17 protein-coding genes and 1 tRNA gene are annotated in these 14,127 nt (G+C 34.7%); 17 read left to right on the forward strand and 1 reads right to left on the reverse strand.

The genetic code is table 11. From position 1 onward, the window contains the following. Positions 1–114: 114 nt before the first annotated feature. Positions 115–1,131 (reverse strand): hypothetical protein, encoded by a 1,017-nt coding sequence (locus HBB17_RS15345; protein ID WP_167958394.1) that lies wholly within the window; start codon positions 1,129–1,131, stop codon positions 115–117. 415 nt (positions 1,132–1,546) lie between these two features. Here HBB17_RS15345 and HBB17_RS15350 point away from each other — a divergent pair, with 415 nt between their 5' ends. From HBB17_RS15350 to HBB17_RS15430, 17 genes are all read left to right on the forward strand, one after another. Further along, the gene (locus tag HBB17_RS15350) at positions 1,547–2,518 is read left to right on the forward strand and encodes a GNAT family N-acetyltransferase (protein ID WP_167958395.1); all 972 of its coding nucleotides are present in this window, start codon (positions 1,547–1,549) and stop codon (positions 2,516–2,518) included. Between the two features lie 158 nt (positions 2,519–2,676). After that, positions 2,677–2,748: transfer RNA gene (locus tag HBB17_RS15355), tRNA-Gly, on the forward strand. A 597-nt stretch (positions 2,749–3,345) separates the two neighbouring features. After that, the gene (locus tag HBB17_RS15360) at positions 3,346–3,885 is read left to right on the forward strand and encodes a GNAT family N-acetyltransferase (RefSeq protein WP_167958396.1); all 540 of its coding nucleotides are present in this window, start codon (positions 3,346–3,348) and stop codon (positions 3,883–3,885) included. 178 nt (positions 3,886–4,063) lie between these two features. Further along, entirely contained in the window at positions 4,064–4,795 is a 732-nt protein-coding gene (locus HBB17_RS15365; RefSeq protein WP_167958397.1) for a GNAT family N-acetyltransferase, read from the forward strand. A 113-nt stretch (positions 4,796–4,908) separates the two neighbouring features. Then, the gene (locus HBB17_RS15370) at positions 4,909–5,232 is read left to right on the forward strand and encodes a hypothetical protein (RefSeq protein WP_167958398.1); all 324 of its coding nucleotides are present in this window, start codon (positions 4,909–4,911) and stop codon (positions 5,230–5,232) included. Positions 5,233–5,715: 483 nt separating this feature from the next. After that, positions 5,716–5,862: a hypothetical protein gene (locus tag HBB17_RS15375; protein WP_167958399.1), complete on the forward strand. Its 147-nt coding sequence runs from the start codon at positions 5,716–5,718 to the stop codon at positions 5,860–5,862. An 82-nt stretch (positions 5,863–5,944) separates the two neighbouring features. Then, positions 5,945–6,646, forward strand: coding sequence for a hypothetical protein (locus tag HBB17_RS15380; protein WP_167958400.1), 702 nt, complete (start codon positions 5,945–5,947; stop codon positions 6,644–6,646). Between the two features lie 67 nt (positions 6,647–6,713). Beyond that, positions 6,714–6,875: a hypothetical protein gene (locus HBB17_RS15385; RefSeq protein WP_167958401.1), complete on the forward strand. Its 162-nt coding sequence runs from the start codon at positions 6,714–6,716 to the stop codon at positions 6,873–6,875. Between the two features lie 84 nt (positions 6,876–6,959). Further along, positions 6,960–7,445, forward strand: coding sequence for an RNA polymerase sigma factor (locus tag HBB17_RS15390; RefSeq protein ID WP_167958402.1), 486 nt, complete (start codon positions 6,960–6,962; stop codon positions 7,443–7,445). A gap of 34 nt (positions 7,446–7,479) precedes the next feature. Then, positions 7,480–8,073 carry a zf-HC2 domain-containing protein gene (locus HBB17_RS15395; RefSeq protein ID WP_167958403.1) on the forward strand — a complete coding sequence of 198 codons (594 nt, stop codon included), beginning with the start codon at positions 7,480–7,482 and terminating at the stop codon, positions 8,071–8,073. A gap of 367 nt (positions 8,074–8,440) precedes the next feature. Next, a complete protein-coding gene (locus HBB17_RS15400; protein WP_167958404.1) occupies positions 8,441–9,058 on the forward strand; it encodes a CPBP family intramembrane glutamic endopeptidase in 618 nt (205 codons plus the stop codon). An 89-nt stretch (positions 9,059–9,147) separates the two neighbouring features. Beyond that, on the forward strand, positions 9,148–9,657 hold the full coding sequence (locus HBB17_RS15405; RefSeq protein ID WP_167958405.1) for a GNAT family N-acetyltransferase: 510 nt from the start codon (positions 9,148–9,150) through the stop codon (positions 9,655–9,657). Positions 9,658–9,964: 307 nt separating this feature from the next. Further along, positions 9,965–10,711, forward strand: a complete 747-nt coding sequence (locus HBB17_RS15410; protein ID WP_167958406.1) for a hypothetical protein — start codon at positions 9,965–9,967, stop codon at positions 10,709–10,711. 185 nt (positions 10,712–10,896) lie between these two features. Further along, a complete protein-coding gene (locus HBB17_RS15415) occupies positions 10,897–11,400 on the forward strand; it encodes a GNAT family N-acetyltransferase (RefSeq protein WP_167958407.1) in 504 nt (167 codons plus the stop codon). Positions 11,401–11,935: 535 nt separating this feature from the next. Next, positions 11,936–12,727: a GNAT family N-acetyltransferase gene (locus HBB17_RS15420; protein ID WP_167958408.1), complete on the forward strand. Its 792-nt coding sequence runs from the start codon at positions 11,936–11,938 to the stop codon at positions 12,725–12,727. A 389-nt stretch (positions 12,728–13,116) separates the two neighbouring features. Continuing rightward, positions 13,117–13,644 carry a GyrI-like domain-containing protein gene (locus HBB17_RS15425; RefSeq protein WP_167958409.1) on the forward strand — a complete coding sequence of 176 codons (528 nt, stop codon included), beginning with the start codon at positions 13,117–13,119 and terminating at the stop codon, positions 13,642–13,644. Positions 13,645–13,678: 34 nt separating this feature from the next. After that, entirely contained in the window at positions 13,679–14,044 is a 366-nt protein-coding gene (locus tag HBB17_RS15430; protein WP_167958410.1) for a histidine phosphatase family protein, read from the forward strand. Positions 14,045–14,127 lie beyond the last annotated feature (83 nt).

Genomic DNA, 14,127 nt, shown 5'->3' on the forward strand with positions numbered 1-14,127 from the left:
TGGTATATAACAAAAGAAACAGGTGCTGGCGACGTGATGCCGGCTGCCTGTTTCTTTGTGTATTCTATTAGGCAAGATAGGTGTAAAAAGTATATTCTTTATTGAAAGTTCATCTTACAATCTGGATTTTCCTTCAAGAACTTTCACCAACTGATAAAACCAAGAATACATATCTTGCTCCGTAAGAGACTGTAAACGGTCGTATTGGAATACAATGGAATCCTGTTCTAATTTTGCAATTTTATTAAGCGGGTCATAATTTAATTCTTCAATGGAGTGACATTTGCACCAGTCGGTAAGGCTGATTTCTCCTTCTTCATACAACTCGTACAGGGATTGGTATGCCCCTTGATGCATAAGGTTGAGTCCAGCAGGGCAGGATGTCATCGTACATAGTTTTTCATCCAACTGGTTCCAAAGTTGATGGAAAGCAGTTTGACGATCCTTTAGACTTGGAAGAGTGAAATCTTTCACACAGAGCAGTTGTTCCAATTGTTGTTCATAATTCTCTGGAAGCCATACTAGAGAACGGCTCATATGAATTAACCATTTTTCATGCGGAATATATTCCTTATTGATAATATATAGTGCAGAAAGTAGTGGTGCAATTGCTGCATTCAGTACATAATGCCCCTGTCCACAGTCTTCTCGTGCAATCCAGATGTCTCCTGCAAGTCGATAATGCCACCAAGCATCGAATAGGTAGCCACTTGCAGTGGAAGGCTCTACCGTTTCTTTTAACTTCTCATCGAACAGATGTTGCAATTCCTTCTTTGGGTCATATAGAATCTGTGCATAAGATAAATCCCATAATTCCAGTTGTCCATAGGAGCGTTCCATCTCTTCTTCATAACAACATAACTTGATATCGTAAAGATAGTTGTCAATCATGGTAATTCCTAGTGCAGTAGGAGTAAGTTTGCTATGATATGCATTAAATTCTTCTTTATGTAGGAAAAGCACAACGTCGATCTCGGAGAGAGCGTCTGCGAATCCTCTTGACATACCACCGTCTAGCATAATACCTGCGATACCTTCATATTGTTGAAAGAGTGGAAGGTGTCTGCGTAATTCCTCTTTCAATTCTTCTACTTGATTGGTTCCTTTTGCCTGTACATAAGGTCTTTTCATAGTGATCATCCTCTTTTCCTATTATTGTACGCAAACTTCGCGTATGAAAAACTTGGCTTATAGCAATCAACTACTTGCTCATTATATTCAAGTGCGAAGTTTAAGTTATGGTAATCGAAAACGTCTGGTGTCTCCACGGTATAAAAAAAGCAGTGGAGAGAAGATAAAAAGAGGAACACCAAATAAGCTATGAATTCATAGCGTTCTATTCGGTATTCAACTCTTTTATCTTACTTTTCCACTGCATATCTATATCGGTGAATTGACAATATCAGATATGACGGATTTCATCACCTCATTTGTTTTCTACCATTATTATACACTAATATAGAAAGTATGTAAAGAAAATTATGGCATCACAAGGGGGGCTATGGTATAGTATTACCAGAGTAAAGATGTGGGGGAGAGATAAATTATGGACTATCAAATTGAACAGATAAAAAAAGAACAATGTGAGGAACTAGCTACATTTCTTGCAAAAGCAAATAGAAAACCAGAGCAGTATTGCTGCTACATCGGAACAGAACAAGAAGAAATCCTTGGAGATTTAGAAGAATTGCTAGACGAAATTCCAAAAGCAATTCTATGCATTAGAGAACAAGGGAAAATCAGTATGGCAATTGTGGGGGATGTTTGTGAAGATAATGAGAATATAGAGGTTTGGGGACCATTTTGGGACGAAGAAAAGTACGAAAATGAATGGATCGAAAAAGAAGAGGATTGGAGTGACCAGGTTATGGCGCTTCTTACGTGCATACAAAAACGCCAACCTACCTATAAACTTGCGTTCTTTATCGGTAAACATAATCTTGTAGCGAGAGTTATCACCCGTAATGGGGCAAAAATGAATTCAAATCATACGATTATGAGATATGATGCAATACATAATCAAAGCGACAGAATACAAGAACAGCAAGATCCTTTAACAGAACAATCCATAGAAAAGGCGGATCCATCTGTATTACGAATCGTACAACTATATCCGAATACATCGGAGAACACAAAGAAGCAGATCATTTCCTTACATGATTCATTATTCAAAGGCTCCTATTACAATGGTAATACAATTGTTCAGATGATAGACGAAAAACATTTGCTTCATTATGGAATAATAGAAGATGAAGTCGTTTGTTATGTATTTGAACAATATGAAGAGGAACAGGAAGGTTATATTGAATTCATCGGCACGAAATCATCACATCGTAGAAAAGGATATGCAGAAGCTTTACTAAATCAAGTAAAAGAGCAAATGTTAGCGAAAGAATATGCCAGTCTTCGTTTATGTGTAAATAGTGAAAACATAGCTGCAATCCATCTTTATGAGAAAATGGGTTACCATATTATTGAGGAAAATGTTGCCTATGATATGCAACTTATTCCTTGCTAGACGTGCTCAGACAGTTTTCCTTGTGAATATAGCAACCACCTACTCTAGTTACTGGTTTCAAAGTGGAAAGTAAGTAAAATAAGATTGATTTCAAGATTGCATTTTTTGAAAAAAGTGGTAAAATATTCTTATCAGAGCGTTAATCGCTGATAAGAACTGCACGAGTGGCTCAGTGGTGGAGTACCGCCTTCCCAAGGCGAGGGTCGCGGGTTCGAATCCCGTCTCGTGCTCTCAAAAGAAAAACAAAAGGATATCCGAAAGTAGGATATCCTTTTGTTTTTTCGAGTCCAATCCTGGACTCGAAAGTTCGAATGTCTACACTCCGTTACGGTCCGCGCAGGACCGAGGTCCAGTGGACCTCGTGCGCCGTCTCGTGCTCTCAATGAAAAAGAAGAGGATATCCTGGACTCGAAGGTTCGAATGTCTACACTGCCGTTTCGGTCCGCGCAGAGCAAGTGGAAATTTTATTTATATTCCTACCCTAGATAATATAAGATATACTTGGGGAGAAAAGAATGGTTGTCGCAAAGTTTTAGATGAGCGAAATTCAAAGATTTTTTATTTATATCAATCAGGTAGGAATGTAAAGGAAATCGCAGATGAATTTTATTTGTCTACAAAAAGTATCTATCGTATCATAGCTGGTTTTAAGAATACGTATAATTAACAAAGAGCCCATAAAGCGAAAGGAATTAGCTTTATGGGCTTTCTTACATTTAATTATAAATGACTATGAGAGTGACAACTTATTGTCAAGTATGCTACCTTAATAAATATAGAAGTACATAAGATTTATTTCTTATATTATTAAAATCGGGAGGAGGCAGATGAATATTATATTCAAAACAGAACACTTAATTGCTAGAAACTTTGAAAAGAAGGATGCTCTATATTTATATAAAAATCATTTAGAAGAAGAAATGAAAAAATGGATTCCAAATGAAAGTTATGCAGATATGGAAGAAGCACAAGAAGCAATTGATTTTTATAGCAATTGTGTAAATAATACGAAACTCCCATATGTGTTAGCAATCCAATTAAGAAATACTGGAGAATTGATTGGTGATATAGGAGTTAATGAAGTTGATGGAAGGTCGCAAGAAGTTGAAATTGGATATAGTATATGTAAAAGGTATCGTAGTAAAGGTTACGCAACGGAACTAGTAAAGGGGATGACAGAATTTATTGTTACAACGTTTGATATAAATACTTTATACGGTCGTGTTTTACATGGAAATGTTGCGTCTGTAAAAGTATTAGAAAAGAGTGGATATTACTTCATTAAAGAAGAATTTGGGGCTGAAGATGACCCATATGGAAAAGGAATGTTCGTATATCAAAAGCAATTTTACGCAGATAATGTGTAGTAGGAAGGAATGATTTTACATGGAAATAAAATGATAAAATTTATTCGGAACAGTCAGGAACGAAACACATAGTTGATTGAAACGAAAAAACTCCTATGTTAAAATATAGAAACATAAAACACTTTTTATAGAAAAGCGTTTCGATACGAGAACATTCAACAGAAAGGAAAGAGAGAGTATGAATAGATATATTGCAGAAATAATGGAACTGAAGGCAAAAGAAATCAGCTGTCTGCCAGATGATTTTCTTAGTGGGGATCAGATCAAGTACATAATAGATGAAGACATTGTGTTTCGAATGATTTCATTTGGCACTACGACTGTGATAGTCGGAGGAAAGAAGATTATTGACCGACTCAAAGAGGAGCTTGCTGATATGGAAGGCATCGAGCTGTTTGATGCACCATCATTGTATCAGATCGATTCTGTTTTACATGAAGAGAAGTATGCTCTTTCGGAAATCTATGATTTTTTTATTCCATCAGAAAGTATAGAGAAATATGGGGAAAACCGTGGATGTGAATTCAGCGTAGAAAGAATGGAAAAGGAAGAAATCAGTAGGATTGAGGATATTGAGAACTATGACAATGCCCTTTGCCTCGGTGAGGCAGTATCATTAAATGAGCTGGCATATGTAGCCAAGGATAATAATCGAATTGTTTCAATAGCCGGAGTGAGCACAAATTCTGAAAAAATATGGTGGATCGGAGTCGATACAGACGCTGAATACCGGAGAAAAGGGCTGGCTTCATTCCTTGTCAACAGGACAGCCTGTGATGTTATTGAAATGGGTAAGATTCCAGTCTATCCTACATGGTATTCCAATATCGCTTCCCGTACAACGGCAATCAAAGCAGGCTTTGTTCCAGGTTTTATTGAAATCGGATGTGAGTGTATAGAGGAAGATTAACGTCCACTCTTCGTTCTTACACCGAACTATAGATAGCCAATGGTGGCGAATACAGCAAACTATGTCGAACAATTTATCCAAAGAAAGGTCAGACAAGCGCTACAATAAAAGGATTGAAAACGGTACAGGAGTACTCGGTAGAAGGCTTATTGAGAGAATCACCAAAACATACATTAAAGGATCGAATAACGAAAACTTCTGATTCGAAATGGTATAGAGCCAATGTATTTAATGGCTTATGCCCAGCTCTGAATTTACAGCAAGAAGTAACTTCATGTATTTATGATCATGAAGCTTATCAAGCAGATAGGACCTATCACCTGACATGGAATCAGTTGTCTCTTGTGGATGGATATAAGATATATATTAATTCTTATGGATCAGACGAATTTGATTTCGTAAAGGATATAAAAGGATATAAGAACACATCAACTTAACAGATACTTCTATTTCTGATAATACACTAACCAAGAAAGGAACCTATACCTATGTTGTAATACCGGTATTTGATAATAATGTAAGTGCAGAGTATGATATGAAAAACGGAAAATCGATTAAGTTATGAGTTAGTTTTCACTCCATCTGATGTACAAGGGCTGCATGAGATTTGATGCGTTTTTTTGACATAATAAACATATTGTAATTGATATAGTGAAAGTTGAGCACGCGCCAATTTATTACGAAATCACAGGCACCTAGTGATTCTGCTTCGGGAAATAGTTATGAGAGTATTCATATAGCTAAGTTAAAAGATGAAATTTAGTTTTTATCTTTTGACTTAGCTATTTTTGTTTGTTACGTATTTGTTGGTTTATCCATGAAACGTAGTCTAGCGTAGATAGTACACTTTGTCTTGACTGGATAATAATGTGGATGTAATATAATGAATAATAAAGTTAAATCATGGGAGATAAAACGAAATGATTCAGTTGAAAGAAGTAACACCAGATAATTGGAGATTAGGGTTGCAAGTTATTCAGAAATCAAAACAATTGTATCAAAAGGTTGGATTTAAACTAACAGGAGAACGAGATGGAGATGAAATAATTATGCAATTGAACTTATAGAATACATAGTTTTGATTATTTTGAAGGAGAAATATTAAATATAATTTTGGTATGTGATAATAAAAGGGAGGGTTTAGAAATTATGAATAAGAAGCAAAAAACGATTGAACAAAAGAGGCTAGATACTGATTTGTGGATAATAGTTCTACTGACATTTGTTGTTTTCATTATTTATTCACTGAATGCCAAAGAATTTAATGCATATGTTAGGGACAGTAACATTTCTGCTTTTTCTAGGCTTATTGTAAGTGCATTGATTGAATTTGGTCTTGCGGGTCTTGGCGTTTGTGTTATGTGTTTTTTTAGGAAAGAAAGCTTCAAGAAATTTGGGCTGATCAAGAAAAATCTTTGTCCTGCTATTTTGAAGACTATTCTGTGCTTTATACCTTATGTAATATATAGTATTGCTTCCGGTCAGTTTACTGGATACCATCCGTTATCCATTATGGTAACAAATGATATTATAAAAAGTGGATTCCCGCTTTCGATCTTTGGAATATTGTTGATTGCTATCGTATGGGGATTTTTTGAAGCATTCAACTATGTTGTTATAGCAGATAAGATTAACATGAGATATCCAACAAAATGTTTTTGGATTAATTATGGAGCTATAGTATGTACGATGATGTGTTTATTATTTCATCCAATGAATATGTCACTTTGGGGAATTGTAGAAATTATTACAACCATTATTGCAATTTATGGGATGTTGCTTGTGAAAATAAAAACTCAGAACGCATGGGGCTGCGTATTTGCATTTTGTTTTATTTGGAATGCACTATAAAGCTAGATTTAACGGCCTGCAATCTTAGATAAGATCTTCGATTGCAGGCTTTTTCGTTTATTAGATTATGATTACAGTGATTACACATATTGAAGTCAATGAATTTACTTGCGTTTACCGTGTAAACAAGTGTAATCGAGAATTCGATTTGATTAATAAAAGAAATGAGTTCTCGAAGAAATTCTTCCATGTATATCGTGATCTTTCTTGTATGGAAGACAGTACTTAGTTATACTAAAATTATACAAAGATTTTTTAGAAATATTGTGATATTATGCAATCTCAAGTGTCCTATGAATGAAAGGAGGAGAAAATGGAAGACTTTGAAGAAATTTACATAACCTATTTTAATGATGTTTTTCACTATCTCCGTAGCTTGACATTGAATGAAGTACTAGCAGAGGAACTGACGGAGGAGACATTTTTCAAAGCGATGCAGTCAATGGGGAGTTTCAGAGGAGAATGTGATGTCAGAGTGTGGCTCTGTCAGATTGGAAAAAATCTTTTTTATAATTATTGTAGAAAACAAAAAAAAATCAAACAAGAAGAAATGGACGAAAATATACCAGATGTAGTACAACTTGAGCAATTACTTGTGAACAAAGAGCAGGCATATCAGATTCACAAAATATTACATGAGCTACCGGAACCATATAAGGAAGTATTTTCACTACGGGTATTTGGAGAATTGTCATTTCAAAAGATAGGACTTTTGTTTGGAAAAAGTGAGCATTGGGCATGTGTGACATTTCATCGCGGAAAGCAAAAAATTCAAAAAATGCTAATAGACAGATCGTAAAATTGGAATCCATATGGGAAAGTGAGGAAAAGATATGAAACATGATTGTGATGTAATACAAGATTTATTGCCTTTGTATGTTGAAGATATGATAAGTATGAAAACGAAAAAAATTGTGGAAGATCATTTAGAAGAGTGCGTAACCTGTCGGAATATTTGTCAGAATATGAAAAAGGAAACAGGTTATACAAAGATGGAGAGTACTAATTCGTTGCAATTATTTAGAAGAAGAATAATTTACGAAGGAATATTAGCCATATTAGTGGAAATGTTAGCATTGACCTATATTGGGAAGTATGTATTTGCTATGCCAAATTTATTACAATTCATTATGTCTGAATTTTTTATCATTCTTCCGCTAATTGCATTTATTACCTGTTTCCAATTTGCAGTAAAAAAAGTACAAAAAGCAATAGGATTTGCAATAGTTTATACAGTGGTAGAATTGCTTATTTTTATATATTTGCTTTACATGATGTTTAACGGAGACATTGTGAAGGTAAGCCAGGAGTACGTTATTACCTGTACGTTGGTAGGAGGTGCCATGGGATTGCTGCCATCTATTGCAGGAATATCTGCTGTAAAATTTCTGAGATGGAAAAGAAATAAACGGTGTTCAAAGAGTTAAAATCCATTCGCTTCTATTTGTGGTATAAGCTCTGAAGTTAATGGCGCAGGCATCAGACTATGAAATGGTGAAGTTTCAATGCTTTTTGGCGGTCAGAAATGCTTGAAGCAAACAGAATAGTATACTTTACAAAAAATGTAAGGTAAGGAAACTATATGGTGTAAAGAAAATTCATCAATTATTGACAATATAATAGCGAAAGAAGTAATATATGGTATAAAGATAAGGTAATATGTTCTTCATCGAAAAAACAGAGTCAAATTAACTACAGAATGAAAGGGAGTACAAAATGCGGGGGGAAAGAAAAAAAATAACACTTATTGTTCTAGGAATATTAATATTTCAGATACTATACTATCAGTTAACGTTGTATTTAATTAATGTGATCATGGCAGATATGCCGTATGTATTTGAGTATTTTGGATTGATGATCCATCATACAATACAGTTTGCATTCGTTTTTATTCCAACGGTATTATTGCATCGAGCTAGAAAAATCGATTTCGGATATCAAATCAAAGATCTTAAAAAAGGAACAAAATATTTATGGTATATCTGTGCATTTTCATTATTGGTATCATTAATGCAAGCGTTAAAAGGCGCTCATATGATTCCAAGTACAGATTACATCATTTTTCAGTTGTGTTTTTCTGGATTAGGTGAAGAAATTGTATATAGAGCGATACCGATTGCCTTGCTTTGTAAGGCATCTGCAAAGGAAACGAGAATACATCTATACGGAAAAATCAACATAGACTATAGTGTTTTAATTAGTGCATTGTTTTTTAGTATTGCACATATTTCATTTCAATTTGGTTCAACGAACATAACATATTCATGGGTACAATTACTGTATAGTTTCAGTGTTGGTCTTATTTTAGGACATGCATATAAAAAAGTAAATTCCATTTGGTATTGTATGTTTCTTCACGGATTATGTAATGTTGTAGCAATTATATTTCCTTTGATTTTCAGTGTAATTTGATTGTGGATTTTAGTTGAAGCTCTTATTTTATAGTCATTTACTCTGTACAACAGAGGTAAGAAATATAATAATTTTAGGAGTTGAAGTATATGAATAAGATAATAAAAACGGAACGTCTGTTGCTTAGACCATTAATTAAGACAGATGCAGATGATGTATTTGAGTGGGCTGGTGACCCTATCGTGAATAAATATATGCCCTATTCCCTATATCAAGACATAAAACAAGTTGAGAGTTGGATCGAGTCTTTGGAAGATGATGAAAATGAATTTGCATTTTGTTTGAATGATACAGGGAAAGTAATCGGTTCTGGTTCTATTACATTTGACCCAGAAAGAAATACTTATGAATTAGGATATAATATAAACAGAGCATATTGGGGGAATGGTTATGCTACAGAAGCAGCAAAGGCGATGATTCAATGGGCGTATTCCAATTTAGATGCTCGAGATTTTTGTTCTAGTCATGCCAATGCAAATGTAGCATCCGGAAAGGTTATCTTAAAATGTGGATTTCAATTTGACCATTATGGGCAATATTCGCGTTTTGATGGTAGCGAAACATTTGATGCTTCCTTTTATGTTTTGCATTTAGATTAATAACCGCCAATTTAATATAGATCGTGAAGCCAGATACATCGATTATTCATAAGAATCGTACATATGCCCATGGTAGCATATGAGTACAGGTTCATAAGTCTACATATCAAGTATTAGAAAACAAAGCTCGATCAACGAACATTTCATAATAGGATCATCGAGATGCGGATTTGTTAAGTATTTACACAGCAAGTGAGCAAAGATGAAATCTGTGGTCTCGATAGCTATTTTCGTAAATATCTGATATAATAGACATAATAAATACCATAAAATAGAATTTTTGATTACATAGAAAGTAGTGATACAAATGAGATTAGATTTTTATTATTATTCTTATCAATGTCCGTTAAATGATGATATGTTACAGTGTTTGGAGGAATACAAAGATACGATAGATGTTCATTGCTATGATATCTCTAAGGATCCAGCTCTGGCGAAAGAAATGAAGATGTTCTTTCCAACATTAATCGTTCTTGATGGGAATAGAAGATATTACAGTCCTTTAAGAAAAAGTTTCCTAGATGCAGTAGCGAAAGGAAGCTACCCTGAAGAAACTCCTTATCTTCCTCAAGTTGGAGCCGAGTTTGTTGAAGAGATAATCGAACCACTTACGTTAGATCAGATAGAAGATGCTTGTGCCTGTTGTGGAAATCCGACGAATAATAATTGTAAAAATAAAGAGAACTTTTTGCGTACGTTTTCACAAGACATATATGGATACATTCATAAAGATAAAAAAGGCAATCTATTAGGTGGGGTTGAGTACCTTCCTTCAGAAAAAGTTCCATATGATATTCCCCATGAGAAAGACACCGCTTTCCTTACTTGTCTCTATATAACAGATACGCAATATGATTATAAGAGTGCTCCTTTAAAAAGGACAGAGGATTATTTACAAGGACAATACAAGAGAATAGTGGCGATAACAGATGAGGTAGGAATCTTTCCAAATGGAAATCTAGAATTTTTCTTGAAGCATGGTTATGTCGATATGGGAATCGTATTTGAAGATCCTACCTATTGTAGATTGCATTTGGTTTCGAAAATCCTGTAATATACGTAAACTTCGCAGTTCAGTTGTTGCCAAAAACCTATCATATAAAGGCGTTTTCAGCAATTAATATAGCAAAATACCTTAGGATAACTTTTAAGGGCAGCAATTGAACTGCGAAGTTTGAATTATATATTTTAAAATCATATTTCGTATTCAGATGATAAATAGTTATTGGAGGGATTTTTATGTTAATTGAAACAGAACGATTAATAATTACTGACTTAACACTAGATATGTGTGATGCAATTCAAAAAAATTCAGTCGACGAAGATAACAAACGTTTTGTACCGGATGAAGTATTTGAAACAGTAGAGGAAGCAAGAGGAGCCATTGAATGGTTAATCAACTCGTATGAATGTGAAGATGGTCCTTTTCTATATCCAATTCTTTTGAAGGATAAAACGAATATTGGATATGTACAGGCATGTTCGATCGAAGAAGGCTGGGAATTAGGATATCATATCGCGAAAGAATATACGGGACATGGATATGCAACAGAAGCAGTTCGTTCATTTATCCCTGTTATTATGCAACAACTGAAAATTAATACCCTTTATGGAGTTGTGTTAGAAGAAAACGTAGCTTCTCATAAAGTATTGGAAAAGTGTGATTTTAAGTTAGACTTTAAGGGTATTGGCCAGTACCAAGGAGTGGATCGGGCATTACGACGTTATATTTACAAATTATAACGTATAAGGCTTTTTCTCAGTATTGAGCAAACGATTGTATTGTTGTGTGTTAGTTGGATTCAATTTGTGAGGTTGCGTAAGCCGCACCTTTCTTAGCTTTGTTACAAGCGAGTGCCCGTGCATTTCGTTTTGTACTTAATATAAATTGAGCAAATCTAGAGAGTATCTGGAGTTGCTCATTTTTGTATTAAAATGTATGTAGATTTGGCTTCTTATTCGTTTTCTATCTTCATGATGAAACAATCGTATGTTCTGTTAGTAGTATCTAAATTTTGTTACGGGTTAGTTGATAATTCAATTAAGATAACGCAAACTTCGCAGTTCAAAAAGTGCAACTGTTTGACGAGCTTGCGAGGAGTTTTGCACTTTTCTATGGCTTTAATACCAGAAAAGTCGATATTAGAAAAAATAGCACATTGGAATCGAAGTATGCTATATTACTTGCTGAAAATACCTTAGGATAACCCTTCAGGGCAGCAATTGAACTGTGAAGTTTGTATAAGATAAGAAATAAATGAAAGAGAGAAGGAAGTTTATGATAAATGAATTGAATGAAAATTATGAGAACAAGGCTTTTCTTACAGAGAATGCTCTGGTAGAATATGTAAGAGCAGTTACTTCGGATGGTAGCCGTCCCTTTTACTTAGATAACAAAATAGGCTGGGTAAGAACAGAGCCAACTGCCTGGTCAAACTATATACTCTATGCAAATTTTGAACCTGCCAGTGTGGATGAAGAAATCGAGAAAATTATTGTACAGATGAAAGAAGATCGACTTCCCAATCAATGGCTTGTAGGACCAAAATCAAATCCTAGTAATCTATGTGAAAAACTGATAGAGCATGGATTTGAAGCATTCTATGATATGGCTGGAATGGTGCTTGATTTGGACTCGGCTAATCTCGATTTTTCTTTACCAGAAGGGGTGGAAATCAGAGAGGTGACAGATTTTGATCAACTAGAGGTTTGGGCAAATGTAATTTCTCTTGGTTTATGGAATGGAGATCCATTTGAAGCGAAGCTTTTTGAAAAACTATTAGGAAGACCAGAATATAAATTCTATGTAGCATATCTTAATGGGCAACCAGTGACATCTTCGATGCTCCAGATAGTAGATGGAATAGCAGCAGTGGATATGTTGGCCACATTAAGAGAGCACTGGAGAAAAGGAATAGGTACTGCTATGTTAAAAACTCCGCTAGCGTATGCACGTAAAATGGGTTGTAAGTTAGCAGTACTTCAAGCAAGCCAGGCGGGAGAACATGGCTACAGAAAAGTTGGATTTGAAGAAGTTTGCAAATTTCATGTTTTTCGTTTGAGAAAGTAGATTCGGAGAAGATGTTTAATATGGTTTGGGTGTCAAAAGCCCCTATTTATTTTGAGGCCCGTCAATTTGCACAATTTAAGTTTGTCTACATGTAATACAGGATATAGTTCATTCGCAACACGCTCTCGCTTGGATGAAGTTCGTAGTGGTACATAAGGCTCTAAACTACAGAGCCAAAGTACCAACGACTTCATACAGTTGCTCATCAAACTATGTCCTGTATTACATGAGATTAGCTAATGCTAGTGCAAATTAACGAAAGAAAGTTTTACTAAGGGCTTTTGACACCCGAATCTTAATATGTATAACTCCTGTTTGATTTTATTAGTAGCGGCCAAATATTTAAAATAATACAACTTAATGAAATTCCAAGTTTGAGGGGGAGGTTTATGTTTAAAGATATAGTAGAGCAATCGGAGAAAAAATATTTGGGTTTCGGTATAACCATACCATGGGAGAATAATATTGAAATTCAGTTTGATTTTTGGAAAAGGAACTTAGAAAATGGGAAAATAGAGGCTTTAAAAGAATTCTGTCATGCAGAAGAAGTCTATGGATTATTTTGTTATCGATGCAACTGTGATAGGAAAACATTTTCCTATCATATTGTGTGTGAAAATAAGCAAAACAAAAAGGATAAGCAATATGAAGAATTAACCCTCTATGCATCGGATTTTGCTAGATTTGTTCATACATATGAAGATAGGAAGCAAATATATACGCAGTATACTGCATTATGTGATGAAATATGGGGAAAATGGTTGCCAAATTCGGATTATGTTTCATTAATTGAGCTTGAAACCAATGGTTGTATAGAAGGTTATGCTTCCATCGAGAGGTATCAGTGTAATAACCCTACATTTACACCAAATGAATTTGAAATTTGGATACCTGTAAGCAAAATTCAACAATTATAGGGGCGTATTAATATATTTATGGAGGGAAATGATTATGATATACCTTGTTCGACAAGGGCAAACCGATTGGAATTTATTAAAAAGGTGTAACGGTGTTACAGAGACTTTTTTGAATCAAACAGGGATAGAACAGTCAAAATTACAAGCGGAGAATTTGAAACAGGTCAGGTTTGATGTTTGTTTTTGTAGTCCTCAGAAACGTGCTCGTCAGACCTGTGAAATCATTTACAAAGAACCAATTGTATTTGATGATAGGCTTACGGAAATAATTTGTGGAGAGTTTGAGGGAAAAGAGGAAACTACAGAAATGATCAAACAGTTCTTGCAAGCAGCCGCCAATGGAGATAAAGGGACGGAGGTAAATTGTAAAATTAAACGCAACACATTTCATACCAACTAAGTAGAAATAAGTTAATATAAATTAGAATAAGATAAGTTGCATTTCGGTTTACAAAAGATTGGTATATATGCTATATACTGATC

The sequence above is a fragment of the Anaerosporobacter faecicola genome, assembly GCF_012070565.1.
GTDB lineage: Bacteria > Bacillota > Clostridia > Lachnospirales > Lachnospiraceae > Anaerosporobacter > Anaerosporobacter faecicola.

Excerpts from the sequence above, each read along its gene's own strand:
- HBB17_RS15345 (WP_167958394.1), bottom strand. The coding sequence starts at position 1,131 with ATGAAAAGACCTTATGTACAGGCAAAAGGAACCAATCAAGTAGAAGAA.
- HBB17_RS15350 (WP_167958395.1), top strand. The coding sequence starts at position 1,547 with ATGGACTATCAAATTGAACAGATAAAAAAAGAACAATGTGAGGAACTA.
- HBB17_RS15360 (WP_167958396.1), top strand. The coding sequence starts at position 3,346 with ATGAATATTATATTCAAAACAGAACACTTAATTGCTAGAAACTTTGAA.
- HBB17_RS15365 (WP_167958397.1), top strand. The coding sequence starts at position 4,064 with ATGAATAGATATATTGCAGAAATAATGGAACTGAAGGCAAAAGAAATC.
- HBB17_RS15375 (WP_167958399.1), top strand. The coding sequence starts at position 5,716 with ATGATTCAGTTGAAAGAAGTAACACCAGATAATTGGAGATTAGGGTTG.
- HBB17_RS15380 (WP_167958400.1), top strand. The coding sequence starts at position 5,945 with ATGAATAAGAAGCAAAAAACGATTGAACAAAAGAGGCTAGATACTGAT.
- HBB17_RS15385 (WP_167958401.1), top strand. The coding sequence starts at position 6,714 with ATGATTACAGTGATTACACATATTGAAGTCAATGAATTTACTTGCGTT.
- HBB17_RS15390 (WP_167958402.1), top strand. The coding sequence starts at position 6,960 with ATGGAAGACTTTGAAGAAATTTACATAACCTATTTTAATGATGTTTTT.
- HBB17_RS15395 (WP_167958403.1), top strand. The coding sequence starts at position 7,480 with ATGAAACATGATTGTGATGTAATACAAGATTTATTGCCTTTGTATGTT.
- HBB17_RS15405 (WP_167958405.1), top strand. The coding sequence starts at position 9,148 with ATGAATAAGATAATAAAAACGGAACGTCTGTTGCTTAGACCATTAATT.
- HBB17_RS15410 (WP_167958406.1), top strand. The coding sequence starts at position 9,965 with ATGAGATTAGATTTTTATTATTATTCTTATCAATGTCCGTTAAATGAT.
- HBB17_RS15415 (WP_167958407.1), top strand. The coding sequence starts at position 10,897 with ATGTTAATTGAAACAGAACGATTAATAATTACTGACTTAACACTAGAT.
- HBB17_RS15420 (WP_167958408.1), top strand. The coding sequence starts at position 11,936 with ATGATAAATGAATTGAATGAAAATTATGAGAACAAGGCTTTTCTTACA.
- HBB17_RS15425 (WP_167958409.1), top strand. The coding sequence starts at position 13,117 with ATGTTTAAAGATATAGTAGAGCAATCGGAGAAAAAATATTTGGGTTTC.
- HBB17_RS15430 (WP_167958410.1), top strand. The coding sequence starts at position 13,679 with ATGATATACCTTGTTCGACAAGGGCAAACCGATTGGAATTTATTAAAA.